This window comes from Cytobacillus sp. FSL K6-0265, from assembly GCF_038003465.1.
Lineage (GTDB): Bacteria > Bacillota > Bacilli > Bacillales > Cytobacillaceae > Cytobacillus > Cytobacillus stercorigallinarum.
Genome location: NZ_JBBOPE010000001.1, coordinates 3,348,860 through 3,369,353 on the forward strand (window position 1 = coordinate 3,348,860; position 20,494 = coordinate 3,369,353).

Annotated in this window: 15 protein-coding genes and 1 other annotated feature; of the genes, 6 read left to right on the forward strand and 9 right to left on the reverse strand. The window is 37.1% G+C overall.

Annotation, left to right across the window (positions count from 1 at the left end; all coding sequences use genetic code 11):
- Window positions 1-226: 226 nt before the first annotated feature.
- On the reverse strand, window positions 227-2,086 hold the full coding sequence (locus MHH73_RS16865) for a sensor domain-containing diguanylate cyclase (RefSeq protein ID WP_341068236.1): 1,860 nt from the start codon (window positions 2,084-2,086) through the stop codon (window positions 227-229).
- Window positions 2,087-2,706: 620 nt separating this feature from the next.
- Here MHH73_RS16865 and rpsD point away from each other — a divergent pair.
- Window positions 2,707-3,309, forward strand: coding sequence for a 30S ribosomal protein S4 (gene rpsD, locus MHH73_RS16870; RefSeq protein WP_095372261.1), 603 nt, complete (start codon window positions 2,707-2,709; stop codon window positions 3,307-3,309).
- Window positions 3,310-3,494: 185 nt separating this feature from the next.
- Here the strand turns inward: rpsD and MHH73_RS16875 are convergent, their stop codons facing one another.
- The 4 genes from MHH73_RS16875 to MHH73_RS16890 form a co-directional block, all read right to left on the reverse strand.
- On the reverse strand, window positions 3,495-3,926 hold the full coding sequence (locus tag MHH73_RS16875) for a hypothetical protein (protein WP_341068237.1): 432 nt from the start codon (window positions 3,924-3,926) through the stop codon (window positions 3,495-3,497).
- A gap of 434 nt (window positions 3,927-4,360) precedes the next feature.
- Window positions 4,361-5,752, reverse strand: coding sequence for an APC family permease (locus MHH73_RS16880; protein WP_341068239.1), 1,392 nt, complete (start codon window positions 5,750-5,752; stop codon window positions 4,361-4,363).
- An 11-nt stretch (window positions 5,753-5,763) separates the two neighbouring features.
- The gene (locus MHH73_RS16885; RefSeq protein ID WP_341068241.1) at window positions 5,764-7,200 is read right to left on the reverse strand and encodes an aldehyde dehydrogenase family protein; all 1,437 of its coding nucleotides are present in this window, start codon (window positions 7,198-7,200) and stop codon (window positions 5,764-5,766) included.
- Complete coding sequence (locus tag MHH73_RS16890; protein ID WP_341068243.1) at window positions 7,197-8,519, reverse strand: aminotransferase family protein; 1,323 nt, start codon at window positions 8,517-8,519, stop codon at window positions 7,197-7,199. The genes MHH73_RS16885 and MHH73_RS16890 overlap by 4 nt, the downstream gene beginning before the upstream one ends.
- 203 nt (window positions 8,520-8,722) lie before the next feature.
- Between MHH73_RS16890 and MHH73_RS16895 the strand changes: the two genes are divergently transcribed.
- Window positions 8,723-10,120 carry a sigma-54 interaction domain-containing protein gene (locus MHH73_RS16895; protein ID WP_341068245.1) on the forward strand — a complete coding sequence of 466 codons (1,398 nt, stop codon included), beginning with the start codon at window positions 8,723-8,725 and terminating at the stop codon, window positions 10,118-10,120.
- Between the two features lie 63 nt (window positions 10,121-10,183).
- On the opposite strand, the gene tyrS is transcribed toward MHH73_RS16895, so the two are convergent.
- A complete protein-coding gene (tyrS, locus tag MHH73_RS16900; protein ID WP_191809923.1) occupies window positions 10,184-11,434 on the reverse strand; it encodes a tyrosine--tRNA ligase in 1,251 nt (416 codons plus the stop codon).
- Between the two features lie 65 nt (window positions 11,435-11,499).
- Window positions 11,500-11,721 (reverse strand) — a binding site (T-box leader).
- A gap of 183 nt (window positions 11,722-11,904) precedes the next feature.
- Between tyrS and MHH73_RS16905 the strand changes: the two genes are divergently transcribed.
- Window positions 11,905-14,835, forward strand: a complete 2,931-nt coding sequence (locus MHH73_RS16905) for a transglycosylase domain-containing protein (RefSeq protein WP_341068248.1) — start codon at window positions 11,905-11,907, stop codon at window positions 14,833-14,835.
- 85 nt (window positions 14,836-14,920) lie between these two features.
- Here MHH73_RS16905 and MHH73_RS16910 read toward each other — a convergent pair whose 3' ends face one another.
- Window positions 14,921-15,043: a hypothetical protein gene (locus MHH73_RS16910; protein WP_341068249.1), complete on the reverse strand. Its 123-nt coding sequence runs from the start codon at window positions 15,041-15,043 to the stop codon at window positions 14,921-14,923.
- Window positions 15,044-15,168: 125 nt separating this feature from the next.
- Window positions 15,169-16,887 (reverse strand): acetate--CoA ligase, encoded by a 1,719-nt coding sequence (gene acsA, locus MHH73_RS16915; protein WP_191809919.1) that lies wholly within the window; start codon window positions 16,885-16,887, stop codon window positions 15,169-15,171.
- Between the two features lie 528 nt (window positions 16,888-17,415).
- On the opposite strand from acsA, the gene MHH73_RS16920 reads away from it, so the two are divergent.
- The 3 genes from MHH73_RS16920 to MHH73_RS16930 are packed head-to-tail and all read left to right on the forward strand — an operon-like array spanning window position 17,416 to window position 19,869.
- Window positions 17,416-18,048 (forward strand): GNAT family N-acetyltransferase, encoded by a 633-nt coding sequence (locus tag MHH73_RS16920; protein WP_191809917.1) that lies wholly within the window; start codon window positions 17,416-17,418, stop codon window positions 18,046-18,048.
- 25 nt (window positions 18,049-18,073) lie between these two features.
- Window positions 18,074-18,715 (forward strand): acetoin utilization AcuB family protein, encoded by a 642-nt coding sequence (locus tag MHH73_RS16925; protein WP_191809915.1) that lies wholly within the window; start codon window positions 18,074-18,076, stop codon window positions 18,713-18,715.
- Window positions 18,716-18,720: 5 nt separating this feature from the next.
- Window positions 18,721-19,869, forward strand: a complete 1,149-nt coding sequence (locus tag MHH73_RS16930; protein WP_341068252.1) for an acetoin utilization protein AcuC — start codon at window positions 18,721-18,723, stop codon at window positions 19,867-19,869.
- Between the two features lie 50 nt (window positions 19,870-19,919).
- On the opposite strand, the gene MHH73_RS16935 is transcribed toward MHH73_RS16930, so the two are convergent.
- Window positions 19,920-20,366 carry a DUF6376 family protein gene (locus tag MHH73_RS16935; RefSeq protein ID WP_341068255.1) on the reverse strand — a complete coding sequence of 149 codons (447 nt, stop codon included), beginning with the start codon at window positions 20,364-20,366 and terminating at the stop codon, window positions 19,920-19,922.
- Window positions 20,367-20,494: the final 128 nt, after the last annotated feature.

A 20,494-nucleotide genomic window follows, 5' to 3' on the forward strand; every position in this document is an offset into this window, starting at 1 on the left:
ATTATTATTACAAATATTCCTATAATTTAGAATATGATACAGTCTAAGAATTTTCAACAATTATTATGATTTATAGTTGTCTAACTAAACAAAGAGGGTGGTATAAGTGACAGTAACGAAATACGATTGGCAGTTTGTGATCGATAAATATCCTTTTTAGACATAGACAATCTCATTTTTAAATCCCATCAATTTCATTTCTGTTCCAACTAACCTAACCAACCTCTTAGTCTCTATCTTTTTCTAAAAAAACAACTTTATTTTTCCCTGCATTTTTCGCTTCATATAATGCTACATCCGCACGATGAAATAAGGTTGCATAGCTCTCGTCATCATTCGCTTTCCAATGAGAGACTCCACAAGAAATACTCACGCCTGGACTCGTTAATCGACTCACTTGTTCCTTTAATCTTCTAGCGATTGAAACACCGATCTTCGCATCTACATTAGGAAGATAAATCGCCAGTTCCTCGCCACCCCATCTTGCGCCCACATCACTCGTTCTAATATGATGGATAATAATTTCTGAAACTTGAATAAGGATATCGTCACCGACTTGATGACCATATTCATCATTAATCATTTTAAAATCATCAATATCGATTAATATTAACACACCTTTTTCGTCACTTTTTAGTGACTGTTCTACTTGATTATCCAAATAACTTCGTGAAAATAATTGCGTTAAGTGATCAGTTACGACTAACTTTTCTAATTCCTCTCTTAATAACGAATTCTTAAATGCAAGCGTTGTATGGTGAATTAATGCTTGCAGTAACTTAAATGAATCAAACGGAAAGTAATAAGGCATAGGATGCAAAATCACTACAAACCCCCACACCGCCCCTAAGTTTCCCATTGGTACAGCCATAAGGGAACGGTAACTAGCTTTCGTATGGGGAATCGTTAAATCACCAATAAAGAGCGCATCTTTCTTCTCTAACATCAGTTTTTGCACATGTATGACAAAGTCTTTCGATTTCTTTGCAAAGAAGAAACTTGTGCTACCACTTAAAGGAGTCCATTTTTCACCATCTTGAGACAAGAAAAAGCCCACTTCTTCTGCGTGAAATGATTTCTTTATTTGTTCGGTCATAAAATGAATCGTCTCCGTAAAACGCAGATCAGCATTTAATTGCTGCGATGTTTCATTAATAAATTGCAAATCACCAATTAATTGTTGTGACTGTTGATGTAATTGAATATTTTCAATAATCGCTCCAGTCATTTTCGCAACTAAACCAAAATACTTTTGATCAGCTTTTGGAATCGCATATACCCCTTTAGTAATCACTTGGAGAACACCATACACCCCCTGGCTCCCTATGAATGGAGCATAGAGGACAATATCGGTTGATGTTTGTTCTATCGTCACTTTGCCTGATACATACGCATCAAGTGCGAGACTGTTTTCTTCCTGATAATCTAAATCCCTCACTGGTAATTGATTGATTTCTTCATAATCATGTGTCAACAATAAATAATATTGAAAAGAAGGATATAGCCTCTGCAGAATTTCTAACAGCTCATTTAATAATACGTCCAGTTTTAAAATTCTATGAAAACTAAAACGTTCGACAAATGCAAACAATTCCGTGTAATGAAGTTTTTTATCGTATAGCTCATTCATTTTACCTTTAAATAACACATAGGAATTTAAAACATCTGTCAGCTTATTCATAAATGGCTGGTTCAGCATGAGTTGTTGTTGATCCTCCATTAGCAAAACCAAATACTCTGGTATACCATCTAACCGCTGAAGTAAGAATATCAGTAAGTGTCCATCTTTACTCGTATAAACTCCCTGTTTTTTATCGGCATAAAATGGATGGTCTTCGCGATAAATCTCATCGATAGGAATAAAAGCAGGTAAAGGCAATAACTCAGCTTGATATTCACCTTCAATGACATATGCCTTTTTCCACTCATTCACGAAATAAAACCCTGCTGCGACACATCCTAAACTAGTAGCAACTTCTTTAACAAAAATATCAAATTGATGCTTAGAAGTGCTTTCTTTATATATAAGTTCTAATAACTTACTTTTTATTCTTAATAACGCTTTTACTTCCTTTTCCTTATCCATCGTTATATCACCTATATTCAACAGGGGTTTGTTTATCACCCACATTTTAGATAGAATATGTATACTTCAGAGGTATAAAAAAACGCTCCTTAAATGGCACTTATGTCTTTATCTGCGTATAAGCATTGTCATTAACTAATGACATAAGAAAATCATCACTCTTAAATATTTTTAGTATTACACTTAGCTATTTTTTTCTATACTATAGTTCTTTTAGCCTAACCAAAATAGATACTTTAGAACTATATTATATCATATATTTTACAATATCAAACATTCTTTATGATCGTTTTGCTATATTCATAAGGAAATGACTCATTTTCACTTAAGTGTTTTCAACTTAAATCTTTTACATCGAAGATTAATAATTGACTCCATGTTACACTTAGCAAAACATTGACTTCTAATGATTAAAGATTGTATAATAGTCTTTGTGTAAAATATCGCAGCTTTTGTGTGTACTTTAATGTTTCATTTTGTTCCTCTAACAATCTTTGTTGATGGGGTATTGTGTAACCCTCTGCTGCGAGGGCGAAGATACTTGAAAACAAAATGTACGTAAAGCTGACCACAACTGTTTTTATTTTACCCAAATAAAAACAAAAAGGAGGAGTCATATTATGGCTCGTTATACTGGCCCAAGCTGGAAATTATCTCGTCGTCTTGGTATTTCTCTAAGCGGCACTGGTAAAGAATTAGAAAAGCGTCCTTACGCTCCTGGACAACATGGTCCTAACCAACGTAAAAAATTATCTGAGTACGGATTACAATTACAAGAGAAGCAAAAGCTTCGTCACATGTATGGTGTAAACGAACGCCAATTCCGTAACTTATTCGATAAAGCTGGTAAAATGACTGGTAAACACGGTGAAAACTTCATGATTCTTTTAGAATCTCGTTTAGACAACGTTGTTTATCGTCTAGGTTTATCTCGTACTCGTCGTCAAGCTCGTCAACTTGTGAACCACGGTCACATCTTAGTTGATGGCAAGCGTGTAGATATCCCTTCTTACCGCATGCAACCAGGTCAAACAATTACTCTTCGCGAAAAATCTCGTAACCTAGATATCGTGAAAGAAGCAGTTGAAGTTAGCAACTTTGTACCTGATTTCGTATCTTTCGATGCAGATAAACTTGAAGGTTCTTTCACTCGTTTACCAGAGCGTTCTGAACTTCCAGCAGAAATTAACGAATCTCTTATCGTTGAGTTCTACTCTCGTTAATCTGATTCAAAAAAACCCACTATATGTGGGTTTTTCTTTTCTTATAATAGTGATAATCCTTACTTCATACTCAAACAAGATGGCACCCATCTCATGCCCAGCAACAATAGTTCAAATTAAACCGAATCGCCTCTTATAATTCTTCTCCTGATTCAATACCTTATTCATATCACCTTAAAGTTAACTTATTCTTTAAAAGTTAGATTATCTAATAAATATTTTGCAATATTCTTAAATAAAGATTGTTTTTCCAAACTTTGCAAAAGATATATTGGATTAACATGTGAAGGAAGAAATTGTTTGATGTAATACTCAAATTCTTCATAACTTGGTTTTTCATCGGAAAACAACTGTTGCTCATTAATATGGAATTTATTTAATTCTTCTATTAAGCCTTCTGCTATTTCTGGTTGACCTTTTTTATACTCGGAAAAAACCGTTTTATTTCTAATATTTAATATAACTAAAATGTCTTTGATTAAATTAGATTGCTTTTCAGTAATATCATGATCTAATAAATACATGAAATATGGATAATCATCATTTGGAACCGCCATTTTTAACAATTTTATTTGGAATTTCAATAATTTAAGTTCTTCTTCTATTTGTTGGTTCAATATTAAACAACTCCAATTAATTTCTATTACTATGAAATATGTTTATTTACATCAGTTCTTAAAACGTTCAATATTTCAGATAACTCTTAAGATAACAGCTTCATTTCCGTACAATCAACAAACAAGTCATAATCCGGGCCATTGATAGGACCGATATTGCCATATTCCTCAACAATAAGTTTTTCTTCCTCCATCGTTATTTGTCCTGACAGACATATTTACTCTTTTACTTGTTTCATTCACATAATCGTTGCTTTTTTCATTTCCTTATCACTTGTTATTCTGGTCTAACCTATAAACAAGTGATAAGGCTACATAAAATGATTAGTCTCCTATAATTATATCCGATGATTAGGAAAATTTTCTCTAACATTATAGAAATAGGCACAAAAAAACACCCTAATAGGGTGCAAAACCTGAAACAAATAGAATGGTTACATTGTTTTTGAATTAGATATATCTTTGCTACTCTTCATATAAGTTTCCCGCTTAAGATAGATTAATAGCCCCCCTATAATCCACCAACCTGCAAAAATGACCCATTCATATGGCCAGATTAATGCAGCAGGCATTCCTGGGAAGAAGAGGACAATAAAACCGATACTTAATAGAACCGCTAACCATCCAACAATATTAGAATTCCCTGCTTTGAATGGTCGAGGCATATTTGGCTCATTTTTCCGTAGTTGCAAAAAGGCAATAGAGACAATTAAATAAGCAAATAGAACTGCCAACCCACCAGCGTCTACTAACCATACAAGCATGGGACGACCTAAGAGTGGCGCTAACATGGATAGTCCACCAATAAAAAGAATCGCATTCGTTGGTGTTTTATTTTTCGGATGTAAGCGACCAAACCAAGCAGGAATCATTTCCTTCTCTGCCATTGAGCATAGAATACGACTCCCACCAATAATAAAGGCATTCCAACTCGTTAGTATCCCAGCAATTCCTCCAAGAATCAAAATGGTCGCAAAATGATCAGAACCATATATGTTTGCCATCGCATCCGCCGTTGGTAAAACTGATGTCGAAAGAATAGATTTGTCTACTGCTATTCCTACTGCTATGACTACGCCAATATAAAATATAACAGCAAAGGCGACTGACATGATTAAAAGTCGTCCAATCGATTTTGGAGGTACATTCATTTCTTCAGCTGTCTGTGGGATAACGTCAAACCCGACAAACATAAATGGAGTCATTACTAAAACAACGATAATACCTGAAACGCCCCCTACAAAAAGTGGCTCTGCATCTGCTAAACTTCCAGTCACTCCAGCACCGGCAATGAGCATGACACCAATTAAAGCAATCACAATCGTTAATACCATCTGTAAAAAGGCAGCTGATTTTACACCAAAGAAGTTAAAAATGGTGACAAATAGAGCGCCTGCTACACCTACTAAAACCCAAGAGAGATAGACATCATAATCATTGATTGTGTACATAAAACCAACTTTGTAATTAGGAAACAAATATTCTACAACAGTCGGCAAGGCAACTGCTTCAAAAGCGACGACTGATATATAGCAAAGCGCTAACCCCCAGGCAGCAATAAAAGCAGATTTACGTCCAATACCTCTTTCGGCAAAAATCATCGTTCCCCCATTTGTCGGCATCGCCGATGATAACTCGGCATAAGCAAGTCCGACAAAAGAAACTAAAATACCGCCAACAATAAAGGCAATCATTGCTCCCACAGAACCGGCAGTATGAACCCAGTTGCCTGAAAGCACAACCCACCCCCAGCCAATCATTGCACCAAAAGACAAAAACAACACATCGAATCGAGATAGGACTTTATTTTTGTTAATAAAATTCAACCCTTTCAGATTTAATCGTAATCTAATGTTTCAAAAGTTTGTATAGACACTGTTTTTATCTCTGTGAAAAACTCAACTGCGGCTTGTCCTTGTTCTCTGCTGCCTGAGCTTGATGCCTTCATTCCACCAAATGGCGCTTGCGGTTCTGCACCTCCAGTCTCTCCATTTACTTGAACCATACCTGCTTCAGCATGTTGAATAAAATGAAAGGCCTGATGAAGATTATTCGTGAAAATAGAAGCGCTTAGTCCATATTTTGAGGAATTAGCTGCTTCTAAAGCCTCCTTGTAATTCGCTACTTTCCTTAAACAAAGAACCGGGCCAAAGATTTCTTCCTTAACAATCGTCATGTCTTCTTTCACATTTTCAAAAATTGTCGGTTGAATGTAGTAACCATTATGCCAATATCCATTAGCAAGCGGCTGCCCACCGCAAACAAGCTTTGCACCTTCTTCCAGTCCTTTTTGGATATAGGATTGTACTTTTTCATATTGTCTCTTTGATACCACCGGACCAATATCTGTCACCTCTGATAATGGATTCCCTATTTTCAATTCATTGCATATATTCTTCAATATTGTTTTAAAAGAATCATAGACTGCTTCCTCAACATAAACAATGCCCGTTGCTGTACAACGTTGCCCAGACTGTTTCATTGCACCGTCTATACATGATTGTGCAGCAAAAGATAAATCACAATCAGCCAATACAATCGCAGGGTTTTTTCCGCCTAACTCGAGTTGATACTTCTTTTGCTGAGATGCAGCAGTAATCGCAATTTGATTGCCTACTTGGTTTGACCCTGTAAATGTAACTGCAGTCATGTCTTTATGACAAACTAGCGCCTCGCCAATCGTTGTGCCTGAACCATTAACCATTTGTAGCACATCTTTAGGTAACCCTGCTTGCCACAGAATTTCAGCTACTTTTATTGCTGTTAATGTTGACTCCTCTGATGGTTTCCAAACAACTGTATTTCCAAAAACCAATGCAGGGGCCATTTTCCATATTGGGATGGCGATTGGAAAATTCCATGGAGAAATAACGGCTATCGGTCCAATTGGCACTCGAGAAGAGTAGAGGGTTTTTCCTATAAACGCAGAAGGAAGATGCTCTCCAATTTGTCTCCATCCCTCTTGCCCATAATAGCGAAGAATCGCTGCTGCTCTTCCTATTTCACCTCTTGTCTCTCTTATCACCTTGCCTGTTTCTTTTGTCGCAAGGTTAGCCAGTTCTTCCATATTTGCTTCTAGTAGATCTGCAGCTACACGTAAAATATCGCCACGTTCTATTGAAGGCTTGTTTTTCCAGTTTATAAAGGCTTGCTTAGCAGAAGTAGCCGCAATGTCTACTTCCGCCAAGGATGATTCTTCTACTTTTCCGATTAATTCATCAATATTAGCAGGGTTATAGCGCATATATGTTTTTTTATTTGTATCAACCTTCAACCTCTTAACACCTCTCCCTTGATATTTACGATCGCTTGGTCGAGGATATTAATCATTTGTTCCACTTCTGCTTCGTTTATGATGAGGGGCGGTGAGAAAACAATTGAGTCATGATCATACGTAACTGTTCGCAAAATCAATCCTAGCTTAGCGGCTTCCTTCACAATGAGTGGACTTACATATTCATCAAAACGCTCACCAGATTGACTATCTTTGACAATATCAATCCCACCTAGTAAACCAAACCCTCTTGCATTTGTCACGATTTCATGTTTTCCTTCTAAGTACTTTAGCCCTTTATATAATACTTCTCCCATTTTTTCCGCATTCTCAATAAGACCGTCTCTTTCGATGATTTCAATATTTTTCAAAGCAACATTACAGGCTACTGGGTGACCGCTATACGTATAACCATGCAACAAAGTACCTTTTGAAAGCGTCTTGAAATCATTGTGAAGGCGATCATTAAGCGCGACACCACCTAATTGGGCATATCCACTTGTTACACCTTTGGCAAAACAAAGCATATCTGGTTGAATGGCATCATGTTCAATGGCAAAGTATTTTCCCGTTCTTCCAAAGCCTGTAATGACTTCATCGATAATCATTAAGATGCCATACTCATCACATATTTTTCTTATCTCTTTAAAGTAGCCTTCTGGAGGGAGATTGACTCCGCCTGCTCCTTGAACAATTTCAGTAATAAAAGCTGCTATCGTCTCTGGCCCTTCCTCTTCTATTAATGTACGGAATTCTTCTACACTCGAATTTACATAGTGAAAATGAGGCGCATTAGCATTTGTAAAATCTCGAAACGGTTTTAACCCTGTAGCACTTGTAGCCCCCATTGCCACACCATGATACGACATTTTCCGGGAAATAATTTTTTGACGCTCTGGTTGCCCTTTTAATATCCAATAATGTCGTGCTAATTTAAATGCCGTATCGTTTGATTCGGATCCACCTGATGTAAAAAAGACAGCATTAAGATCCCCTGGTAATATTTTTGACAACTTTTCTGCTAAGCGAATCGCAGGCTCATTACTAAAAGTACTAAAATTAGATGTAAAGGCAAGTTTAGTCATTTGTTCATAAGCTGCTTCAGCCATTTCCTTCACCCCATGGCCGATATTGACATTCCAAAGCGAGGACATCCCATCAATCACTTTATGTCCGTTCGAATCTGTTAAATATACGCCCTTACCCTCTGTGAAGATATGGCTCGGACCTTCCGCTTGTTGCTGTGCAATTGAGCTAGTTGGATGGATAAAATGCTTCTTATCTAATTCAGATAACTCTGTCGTTAATAATGTTGTCATAGTCAATTCCTCCATTAGGTGATTATTTTGAATAATATTATTTACTCTGCAAGTCTTATGCCAAATATATAAAACTTATTAAATCAGGAAACTTTTTTTATGATTAATTCATTTTTGATTTATTTAATCAATAAATTAATTATTAATTATATTTTGAATTATTGTATAATTAGAGAGAGCTTTATATACAAAGGAGTGTTTATATGGAAAACTCATCACTTCATTCTTTAATTGAAACGATTGTTCTCACTTCCAATAATAATATTACAATTACAAATGGCGCCGGCGAAATCTTATATTTCAATCCAAAACATTGGACTGTTTATGGTGTAAAGCAAGAGGATTGCTTAGGTAAAACGGTTTATGAATTAGAAGCAAAAGGCGTATTTAACCCTTCGATTACAGCACTTGTAATAAAAAAGAAACAACAAGTAGAACTGATGCAGCAAACGTTAACAGGTAAAACCATTATGACCACCGCCTACCCAATTTTTGATTCTAACAATCAAATACAATTTGTAGTGAGCTATGCCCAAGATCAAACAGAAATAAATAAACTTCATCTCCAATATAAAGAACTAGAGAGACAAATCCAGAATTATCAACAAGTCGTAAAAGCACTTAGACAACAAGAAACTGCCCAATATCGCAATAAAAAAATGGAAGAAATCAAACGAACGATTCATCGAGTAGCCAATACGAACGCAACAATCTTGTTATTAGGTGAATCTGGTGTTGGGAAAAGTATGTGGGCAAGAAAAATCCATCAGCTAAGTAACGAAAGAAACGAACCCTTAATTGAGGTAAACTGTAGTACCATTCCAGAAAGTTTATTCGAAACGGAGTTATTTGGTTATGAGCCAGGAAGCTTCACTGGGGCACATAAGCAAGGGAAAAAGGGGTTAATTGAACAGGCACATCATGGCACATTATTTTTAGATGAGATTGGAGAATTATCCTTGTCTTTACAAGTGAAATTGTTAAAAGTACTTGTAGAGAAGAAGTTTAAAAGAGTTGGTAGTAATACAGATCGGACGAGTCATTTTAGACTGATTACTGCAACAAATCGCCCATTAGAGGAAATGGTTAATAAAGGTGAATTCCGCCTTGACCTTTACTATCGTATCAATGTCATTCCGATCGAAATTCCCCCTTTAAAAAAGCGGAAAGAAGACATCGTTTTTTTAGCCAGTCATTATCTATCCATCATGAACAATAAATATCATATGGAGAAAGAACTTCATACAGAGACTTACGAATATTTAACAGAGTATCATTGGCCAGGAAATGTGCGCGAGCTAGAGAATTTAATAGAAAGACTTGTCTTAACAGTTGATTCTATCATTATCTATCCTAGCCACCTACCCCAAGCACTCTTTAAAAACAAGCAAATGGAACCAGACATCATTAATTTACCCCTACCAAAGAATAATGAAAGCTTAAAAGCAAGGTTAGAAAGAATTGAAAAACATATCCTCTTACATACATATAAACAATATCCTTCAAGCTATAAAGTCGCTGATTTGTTAGGCATTAGCCAAGCATCTGCTGCCAGAAAGCTCAAGAAATATCGAGCAGAAATAAGAATCAAGCCAATATGAGGTACATCTTCTTAAAATAAAAAAAGAGCCTTCTTAAGTTTTAGTTTAAGAAGGCTGTTCATTTTAATATTGAATTAATGTATATTTCTTCTTACCGCGACGAATAACAGTAAATTGCCCCTCTATTTTATCTTGCTCACTCAACTGATAATCAACCTCTTGCATCCGATCACCGTTAATGTAGATTGCACCGTTCGTTACGTCTTCTCTCGCTTGTCTTTTTGATGGTGATATTTTAGCCTCTACAAGCAAATCAACAATATTACCCTCGCCGTTATGTTGATAAGAAGGAACATCTTTAAATCCTTCCTTTACTTCCGCAGCGGTTAATTCTTTAATTTGTCCACTGAATAAAGCTTCAGTAATCTTCAATGCTTGATTTAATGCTGTCTCACCATGTATTTGTCTCGTCATTTCTTCTGCTAATGCTTTTTGTGCTTTACGTAAATGAGGCTCTTCTTGCACAGCTACTTCCAAAGCTTCGATTTCTTCACGTGATAGGAATGTGAAGTATTTCAAGTATTTAATGACATCTGCATCTGCCGTATTTATCCAGAACTGATAAAACTCATAAGGTGACGTTTTTTCCGCATCTAACCAAATAGCTCCACCTTCTGTTTTTCCAAACTTCGTACCATCTGCTTTTGTAACAAGTGGAATGGTCATACCGTATGCTTTCGCGCCTTCTCCAACCATTTTACGGATAAGCTCAAGCCCAGTTGTAATATTTCCCCACTGATCACTGCCGCCAATTTGAATTTTACATTGGTGATTTTCATAAAGATGCTTGAAGTCCATCCCTTGTAAAATCGTATAAGTGAATTCCGTAAAAGAAATGCCTGATTCTAACCTTTTAGCAATCGTATCTTTTGCTAACATATAATTCACACCAATATGTTTACCATAATCCCTAAGGAAAGTGACAATATTCATATTCGATGTCCAGTCGTAATTATTGACTAATGTCGCTCCATTATCTCCTTCAAAATCAAAAATACGTTCTAATTGCTGTGATAAAGAGGCAACATTTTCTTGGACTTTCTCAATCGTTTGTAAAGTTCTTTCTTCTGTCGCCTTCGGATCACCAATTAATCCTGTTGCACCTCCCACTAACACAATCGGACGATGCCCAGCGTTTTGAAATCTTCTCAATGTTAAGAAGGGTAATAAATGACCAATATGCATACTATCACCAGTCGGGTCCATCCCACAATATAAGGATATTTTTTCTTTTTCTAAAAGATCCTTCATTCCTTCCTCATCTGTTTGTTGATAAATAATGCCTCTCCACTGTAAATCTTCTAATAAATTCATGCGCTTTTCCTCCTTTATTTTATAAAAGATCAATTATTAACCAAAAAAAATACGCCCCTGCTCATCGCAGGGACGCATTTCTTTGCGCGGTACCACCCAGTTTGAGAACACCATCATTCTCCACTCTTCACTGATAACGGAAAAACCGTTTACTACTACTAGATCAATCGTTCGCAGTAAAAGCTCAGGGAGGTATTTCGCACTTCTATTTGTATCGACTCACAGCAATCCGTCGACTTTCTGAAACAGGGATAGAATGACTACTTATGACCCATCAACGCTAATATTAAATTGAATCGTAATACTGCATTTTTATCACAAAAGAATAACCAATGTCAATATGACGTTTTTTTTCATCTATTTATATCATCATACTAAGAAAAATATGAATTTTGTACTTTATGACGAACCTTGTCATATTCCCTGTTGGGTTATGCTATAATGTATTTGATTTTAGGAGGGATGAACGAATGAATGAAACCTTCAGCAAGATAAAAGAAAAAGCAAAAGCCGCATTCGGTTTTTTAACTCATAATGAAACCAAAAAAGGCGCACGTATTACATATCAAGTTATATGGAACTTATTATTAATTTTTGCGATTACCGCTATTTTAGGTGGGGCATTTGCAGGTGCCACAGGTATTGGCTATTTTGCTTCTCTTGTTAAAGATGAACCCCTTCGTTCTTATGAAAATATGCAAAAGGAAATCTATAATTATGAGGAAACCTCAAAATTATATTTCGCTGGTGATGTATATTTAGGAAATGTAAGAACGGACCTTGAAAGAGAAGAAGTGAAGTTAGAAAATGTTTCACCGTATTTGCAGGATGCTGTTATTGCCACAGAGGATGAATATTTTTATGAGCATGAAGGTGTAGTGCCAAAAGCGATCCTCCGTGCACTGTTTCAAGAAGTCACAAACGCCTCTACTCAATCTGGCGGAAGTACATTAACGCAACAACTGATAAAAAACCAGATCTTAACAAACGAAGTTTCTTTTGATCGAAAAGCAAAAGAAATCTTACTCGCATTAAGGCTAGAGAATTATTTCGATAAAGAAGAGATTCTTGAAGCTTATTTAAATGTCTCTACTTTTGGCCGTAATGCGGAAGGTAGAAATATCGCTGGCGTTCAGGCTGCTGCCCAAGGTTTATTTGGTGTTGATGCTAAAGATGTGTCGATTCCGCAAGCAGCTTTCATTGCAGGTATGCCCCAGTCTCCTTTTGGTTACACACCATTCCAACAAGGTGGTGGCTTGAAGGATGAGGAGTCTCTGCAGCCAGGCATTGATCGTATGAAAGTCGTACTGAAGAGAATGTACGATGATGAAAGAATTACAGAAAAAGAATACAAAGAAGCTAGCGAGTATAATATTGTTGCTGATTTTAGAAAACCAAAAAATGATGATGCAATTGAAAAATACCCTTATTTAACTTATGAAATTCAAGACCGCGCAAAGGAACTTTTAGCATCCATCTTAGCCGAACAAGATGGCTATGAAGAAGCTGATTTAACTGGCGACCTTAAAAACGAATATCTTATTTTAGCTGATCGAGCATTAAGACAGAATGGTTATCATGTCCACTCAACTATTGATAAAGATATTTATGAAGCTTGGCAAAAAGTAGTTAAAGATTATCCTAACTACGGACCAGCCAAAAGTGCGACCTATGTAATCGATGGTGAAGAAAAAGAAGTAATGGAACCTGTAGAAGTTGGTGGACAACTGATTGAAAACAGTACAGGGAAAATTCTGAGCTTTGTTGGGGGTCGTGGCAAGGGTGTATCATTAAATGAGGATCTTAACCATGCAACCGATACTTTAAGACCAAACGGCTCAACCATGAAACCGTTACTTGTTTATGGCCCTGCATTCGAACTTGGTGCAGCACAACCAGGAAGTATTCTTCCCGATGTGCCACTGCGATTAAACCCAGGTTCAAGTGACTATTGGCCAAAAAACTATTCTTTTACCTACCATGGTTTAGTTTCAGCAAGGTATGCACTTGAACAATCTTATAACGTACCAGCCGTTAAACTTTATACCGATATTTTAAGCCAAAACCCGGCACAATATCTTGAAAAGATGGGTATAACCACCTTAACTGAAGAAGATAAAACGAATAGATCAGCTGCATTAGGTTCATTAACAAACGGTGTTTCCGTTGAAGAGAATACGAATGCATTCACTACATTTGCTAATAACGGTAAATTCGTAGATGCTTATATGATTGAAAAAATTACTGATAAAGAAGGCAATGTTATCTACGAACATGAAACGAAAGAAGTGGAAGTCTTTACACCGCAAACCGCATACTTAACAATAGATGTGATGCGTGGGGTTATTAATAATGGGACAGCCACTGCTGTTAAAAACCGTTTAAAATTCAGTGCCGATTGGGCAGGTAAGACAGGGACAGGTAATAATTTTGAAGATGCTTGGTTTGTCGCATCTAACCCAAATGTCACTGCTGGTCTATGGAGTGGCTACGATACGCCTAAGTCTCTAAAAGCAAGTGGTAGCTTATCTTATAGCGCACGTAATAATTACTTATGGGCAGATTTGATGAACGCTACTTATGATGTAAATCCTGAGCTCATGAAACCGGATAAAACCTTTAAACGGCCTGATGGTATAGTCAGTCGCTCATTCTGTGCAATTAGTGGTTTAATCCCGTCTCAAGCATGCTCTGCAGCAGGACTTGTTGATACTGACATCTTTAATGCAAAATACGTTCCATCTAGATCAGATGATAGTCTTGGCACAGGTAGAATTGTCCATATTGGAGATAGAAAGTATTTGGCACTTGAATCTACACCAGCGGAATTTTCTGAGCCTGGTATGGTTATAGATGCCGCGTATATTGAAAAACTATTTGGCATTAAAGCGAATCCAAGTGACTTATTACCGAAAAGGGATAAATGGGCTAAAGTACTCGTGGCAGCCGATAAAATGAGTGAAAATGGCAAAAAACCAGCTGCACCAAATGCTCAATCATCAGGTAACTCCATCACATGGGGGCAACACCCTGAAAATGACGTCATTGGCTATCGTGTATATAAAGACGGTAAAAAAGTAGCCAGCATTAAAGCAGGTGACTCCTTAGGCTATAAAGGTGGCAGTGGTGAATACCATGTTACAGCAGTGGATATTGCCGGTAACGAATCTTCACCTTCAAGCAAAGTACAAGTTGGCAATGTAAAAAAAGAAGAAAAGCCGAAACAAGAAGAAAAAGCAAAAGAAAACAAGCCTAAAGAGGAACAAACAGAACAGGAAACAGAACAGGAAACAGAAACAGATAGCAAACCAGAAGAAACACCTGAAGAGGAAAAACCTCAAGAAGAAACTGAAAATCCTCCAGCGGAAGAAGATCAACCGGATACGAGTGATGAAGAATAAACAAAGAGAAATACGATTATTCCTGATTTAGAAGTAAAAAGAGGTGCCATTCGCACCTCTTTTTTTGATTCTATAATCATAATATCTAAATAGTTTGCTTTCCATTTCTATCAATATACCCCAAATAAATAGATTCACCTTCATCTATCATGACTTCAGACATTGCAATATTTCCAGTGTGTTTGTTAAATATAAAACATGTATTCATAGCTACTCCTCCCCTTTATCTAACAGCCCCCTTTACTTCAAAAGCGTTAACTCAAATACAAAAAGCGAGGCAATAAGAGAGGAATACCTCAATCATTGACTCGCAACACTAACCTCATTGATTAATTAATCTTCCATTGTAGATAAGTCGCCCGTAGGTAAATCTAATTCCCAAGCCTTTAATACACGACGCATGATTTTACCACTGCGTGTTTTTGGCAGTTTGTCACGGAATTCAATTTCACGAGGTGCAGCGTGTGCCGCTAACCCCTTTTTAACGAATTGACGAATATCTTCTTTCAATTCATCTGTTGCTTCATAACCATCGATTAGCGCAATAAAGGCTTTAATAATCTCGCCACGAACCGGATCCGGTTTTCCTATGACACCAGCTTCCGCAACAGCTGGATGTTCGATGAGCTTACTTTCTACCTCAAATGGTCCTACTCGTTCGCCTGACGTCATAATTACATCATCGACTCTCCCTTGGAACCAAAAATAACCATCTTCATCCATATAAGCGGAATCGCCTGAAACATACCAATCGCCTGGCATGAAGTATGAATCATATTTTTCTTTATTATTCCAAATTGTATGCATCATAGATGGCCAGCCTTTTTTGATAGCCAAATTACCCATACGATTTGGTGGTAATTCATTCCCTTGGTCATCAACAATAGCTGCTTTCACCCCAGGAATTGGTTTACCCATAGAGCCAGGTTTAATCGCTAGACTTGGATAATTACAGATTAATTGCGCACCTGTTTCTGTCATCCACCACGTATCATGAATACGTTTATTAAATACTTTCATGCCCCATCTCACGACTTCAGGATTCAGTGGTTCACCTACACTTAACACATGGCGTAATGAGCTTAAGTTAAACCTTTTCACCACCTCATCCCCAGCACCCATTAGCATACGGAATGCTGTTGGCGCACTATACCAAACAGTTACCCCATAATCTTCGATCGCTTGATACCATGTTTCAGGGCTAAATCGGCCTCCGACAATGAGATTAGATGTCCCTGTTAACCAAGGTCCGAAAATACCATAAGAAGTTCCTGTTACCCAACCTGGGTCAGCAGTACACCAATAAACATCTTCTTCTTTTAAGTCCAGTACCCATTTCGCCGTTTGATAATGCTGGATCATTGCATTGTGAACATGTAAAACACCTTTTGGTTTACCCGTTGAACCAGAAGTATAATGTAAAATAAGACCATCAGTTGGCTCTACCCATTCAATCTCTAACTCTTTACTTGCATTTTGCATATATTTACGGAAATCTAATAATTTCCCATTTTCTTCTACATTGTCACCAACAACAAAGATATGTTTTAAGTTTGGTAGTTTATCAGCAGGTACACGATCTAAAAGTTCAGGAGTCGTAATAAGGACTTTTGCTTCACTATCCTCCAAACGGTCTGTTACCGCTCCCTCCATAAAGGCTTCAAACAGTGGCCCTACAATGGCACCTAGTTTGATTGCACCAAGAACTGAAAAGTAAAGTTCTGGTGAACGCCCCATAAAAACAAATACGCGATCTCCTTTTTCCACGTCTCCATATGCTTTTAGTACATTAGCCGCTTGGTTTGAGAAATCCTTCATTTCTTTAAAGGTATACTTTTCTTTACTCTCACCTTCACGATAATAGAGCGCTACCTTGTTTTTCTTATCACTTTCAGCATGGCGGTCAATTGCTTCGTACGCCAGATTCATTTTCCCTGTTTCGTACCAAGAAAATTGCTTTTTCGCTTCTGTCCAATCAAAACTATTATACGCTTCCTCATAATTCTTCAAATTATGGTTCCCTTGTATTACTGGCAGCGCTTCCAATTTCATGTTTTTTTATCCCCCTTTAAACTTGTTTAAACTATTATAATATAAATACTTTATTTTCACAATTTTTTAAATTATAGGTCAGGTAATTATCCATAATGAATTATTAAACTGTAACTTAAAAAGGTATAATCATAAAAAGGTGATACCGTCCATGTTATTGAAACGATTTTCCCAATCACGGCTAATCTCCTTTTCTTTCATTTCATCATCAAATACTAAATGGAAAATATATGTATATTCTATCTCATCATTTGCTCAAAAGTTATACCTTTTAAAGAGATACACTTATTTGTTTGTGCAGCCACTTTTGCAGGAGAGTCAAAAGTTCAATTACTTCCTCATTTTCAACAGTCGTTCTTACTTCATAAAAAGGCAGACGAAAATATTATGATTTTTGCTCTCACCACTACTTAAAAAAATCTACATATAATTTCAAATTGTCATTAAATTGATGTTTTTTATATGAAAGCGCTTCAGCAGTTTATGTATAATAGATAGTAAGATTACTTGTTTTAGGCGGTGAATGAATTGCAGCATCTGAAAACGTATAATGCGATGAAACTGAATACAGCAAACGGAGAATTAATCATTGAAGGTCCGGTTTCTGTCGACCTTCTAAAAACTTATGACTTTCATCATGATCTTGTTGCTTTCAGACCTCCAGAGCAACAAAGGAAGGCTTTAATTGAGATTGCTGAATTACCTGAAGGAAGAATCATTATTGCTAGATTTAGAGATACGATTGTAGGCTATGCGACTTATTTGTATCCAGACCCGTTAGAAAGATGGTCAGAAGGGAAAATGAATAATCTCATCGAACTAGGGGCCATAGAGGTGATTCCTGCCTTTCGTGGAACGGGAACTGGAAAAAGTATCTTACGCGTCTCTATGATGGATGATGCGATGGAAGATTATATTGTCATTACTACCGAATACTATTGGCATTGGGACTTAAAAGGAACTGGTTTAAATGTATGGGAGTATCGCAAAATCATGGAAAAGATGATGAATGCCGGTGGACTGGTATGGTTTGCTACTGATGATCCAGAAATCAGCTCTCATCCAGCTAATTGTCTAATGGCGCGTATTGGTAAACGAGTATGCACAGATTCCATTCAACAGTTTGATAAACTTCGATTTATGAATCGCTTTATGTATTAGTTTTTCTTAAAAAGGGGGATTTTAAATGATTGTTGAAGAAATGATGAAGAAGGAAATCTTTACACTTACTGAAAATCACCTCATTGCAGATGCACTCCAACTTATGCGTGATCAAAAAATCCGCCATTTGCCTATTATCGACGAAACCAATCACCTGATTGGCTTAGTAACAGATCGAGATATACGGGATGCGACGCCTTCTATACTAGATACAGTTCAATTAAAAGAAGGCCTCTCGCAACCAATTAAACGAATTATGAAAACGAATATTATTTCTGGACACCCATTAGACTTTGTAGAAGATATTGCAGCAACCCTGTACGAGCACCGCATCGGTTGTATGCCCATTCTCAATGATAATAAGTTAGTTGGCATTGTAACTCAGACAGACCTCCTTCATACTTATGTTGAATTAACAGGAGCCCATCAGCCAGGATCACAAATTGAAGTAAGAGTGCCTAATCGTACAGGCAAGCTTTTTGAAGTAACCTCGGTATTTCGCAATTTAAAAGCCAATATACTTAGTGTCCTCGTCTATCCAGATAAAGAGGATAGTAATTACAAAATTATAGTCCTTAGAGTCCAAACAATGAATCCGCTTGCTCTTGTAGACAAATTACGTGAGGAAGGACATTCTGTACTCTGGCCTATAGATCCAAGGAAGTGAACATCATGGACCGTTCTGTTTTTTTATATTCTGATGCATTACTTAACTATCGCTTTAATGCTGAGCACCCCTTTAATCAGCAACGCCTAAAATTAACTTTAGATTTACTACAATCTATCCATGCGATAAAAGACGCACAAATGATTGCACCTAGAATAGCAACAGAAGAAGAATTATTACTCATTCATGATCCAGGTTATGTTCGTGCTGTAAAGTTAGCAGGCAATGGTGAGCTTCCCCAAGAGCAGGCAGAAGGTTACGGGCTTGGAACCGAGGATACACCTATTTTCCCTCAAATGCATGAGGCCAGTAGCTTACTTGTTGGAGGCGCATTGACTGCCGCTGATTATGTCATGCAAGGGAAGGCAGAGCACGCCCTTCATTTAGGCGGGGGGCTTCATCATGGCTTTAGAGGGAAGGCATCTGGGTTTTGTATTTATAATGACAGCTCAGTGGCAATTAAATATTTACGAGAAAAGTACAATGCCCGTGTCCTTTATATTGATACGGATGCTCATCATGGCGATGGTGTACAATGGGCGTTTTATGATGATCCAAATGTATGTACATTATCAATCCATGAAACTGGTAGATACTTATTTCCCGGAACAGGGAATATTAATGAAAGAGGTCATAGTCATGGATATGGCTATTCGTTTAATATACCTTTAGACGCTTTTACAGAGGATGATTCTTGGCTACATGCTTACGAAACGTCCTTTAAAGAAGTAGCAGCGTTTTTTAAACCAGATATTATTTTTACGCAAAATGGTGCTGATGCGCATTACTATGATCCATTAACACATCTTTCAGCAACAATGAGAATATATAAAGAAATACCAAGGCTCGCTCACCAACTTGCTCATCAATATTGTGAAGGTAGATGGATTGCCGTTGGCGGTGGTGGATATGATATTTGGCGGGTCGTTCCGAGAGCTTGGTCACTTATCTGGTTGGAAATGACTGAAAATTCAAGCGGAACAGGAGAGCTCCCCTCTGATTGGATGGAAAAGTGGCAAAAGGAATCTCCATTTAAGCTACCACATACTTGGGAGGATTCATCGGATATCTATAATCCCATTCCAAGAAAAAATGAAATCACTGAAAAAAACGCACAAACGGTGGAAAAAGCACTTTATCCCATAAGAGAATAAAAGCAAGCTAACGGTGCTTGCTTTTATTTTTACTCATCATTAGCGCTAGCTTATTCTCCAAGATTTTCAATTTCATTGTAAATGGATGTAATGTCATTTATTGTTTGCATAAATTCTTGGTCCTCAACAAACGCCTTCGTTAATGCACCTTGCTCTAAACTTTCCTCAAGTTTAACGAGTTGCGATGATAATGCTTCATTTTGTTGCACCAACTCAGCATGAAGACTATCAATTAATTCTGGTGCCTCTGTTTGTTCAATAGTATCGATGGCTTTTTGTAACTCCTCGATATTTTTTTCCAGTGATGCTGCCACGTTCTCATCCGTTATCGCTTGCTCTGCTTGTTCTGGAAAATCGTTGGCAAACTCTGTAATCTCATTCATATAATCTTCCACATCATTAACATACGCCAACGTATTTTTTGTATCTTCAATTGGCGAACATGCAGACAAGAACAACAACATACCAAGAGCAGCAACATAAACTTTTGTCTTCATCCCTTATCTACCCTTCCTTTTCTTTAACTGTTCTTTTATGATTGGCACTGCTTTTTTCTTCAAAAACTTCACGCCTTCTTTTTGAATGAGTCTCTTTAGTAATTTTTTCACAGCCATTAGTCTTCACT

Bases quoted from the DNA above. Each gene is read 5' to 3' on its own strand.
- MHH73_RS16865 (WP_341068236.1), bottom strand. From the start codon at position 2,086: ATGGATAAGGAAAAGGAAGTAAAAGCGTTATTAAGAATAAAAAGTAAG.
- rpsD (WP_095372261.1), top strand. From the start codon at position 2,707: ATGGCTCGTTATACTGGCCCAAGCTGGAAATTATCTCGTCGTCTTGGT.
- MHH73_RS16890 (WP_341068243.1), bottom strand. From the start codon at position 8,519: ATGACAACATTATTAACGACAGAGTTATCTGAATTAGATAAGAAGCAT.
- MHH73_RS16895 (WP_341068245.1), top strand. From the start codon at position 8,723: ATGGAAAACTCATCACTTCATTCTTTAATTGAAACGATTGTTCTCACT.
- tyrS (WP_191809923.1), bottom strand. From the start codon at position 11,434: ATGAATTTATTAGAAGATTTACAGTGGAGAGGCATTATTTATCAACAA.
- MHH73_RS16905 (WP_341068248.1), top strand. From the start codon at position 11,905: ATGAATGAAACCTTCAGCAAGATAAAAGAAAAAGCAAAAGCCGCATTC.
- MHH73_RS16910 (WP_341068249.1), bottom strand. From the start codon at position 15,043: ATGAATACATGTTTTATATTTAACAAACACACTGGAAATATTGCAATG.
- acsA (WP_191809919.1), bottom strand. From the start codon at position 16,887: ATGAAATTGGAAGCGCTGCCAGTAATACAAGGGAACCATAATTTGAAG.
- MHH73_RS16925 (WP_191809915.1), top strand. From the start codon at position 18,074: ATGATTGTTGAAGAAATGATGAAGAAGGAAATCTTTACACTTACTGAA.
- MHH73_RS16930 (WP_341068252.1), top strand. From the start codon at position 18,721: ATGGACCGTTCTGTTTTTTTATATTCTGATGCATTACTTAACTATCGC.
- MHH73_RS16935 (WP_341068255.1), bottom strand. From the start codon at position 20,366: ATGAAGACAAAAGTTTATGTTGCTGCTCTTGGTATGTTGTTGTTCTTG.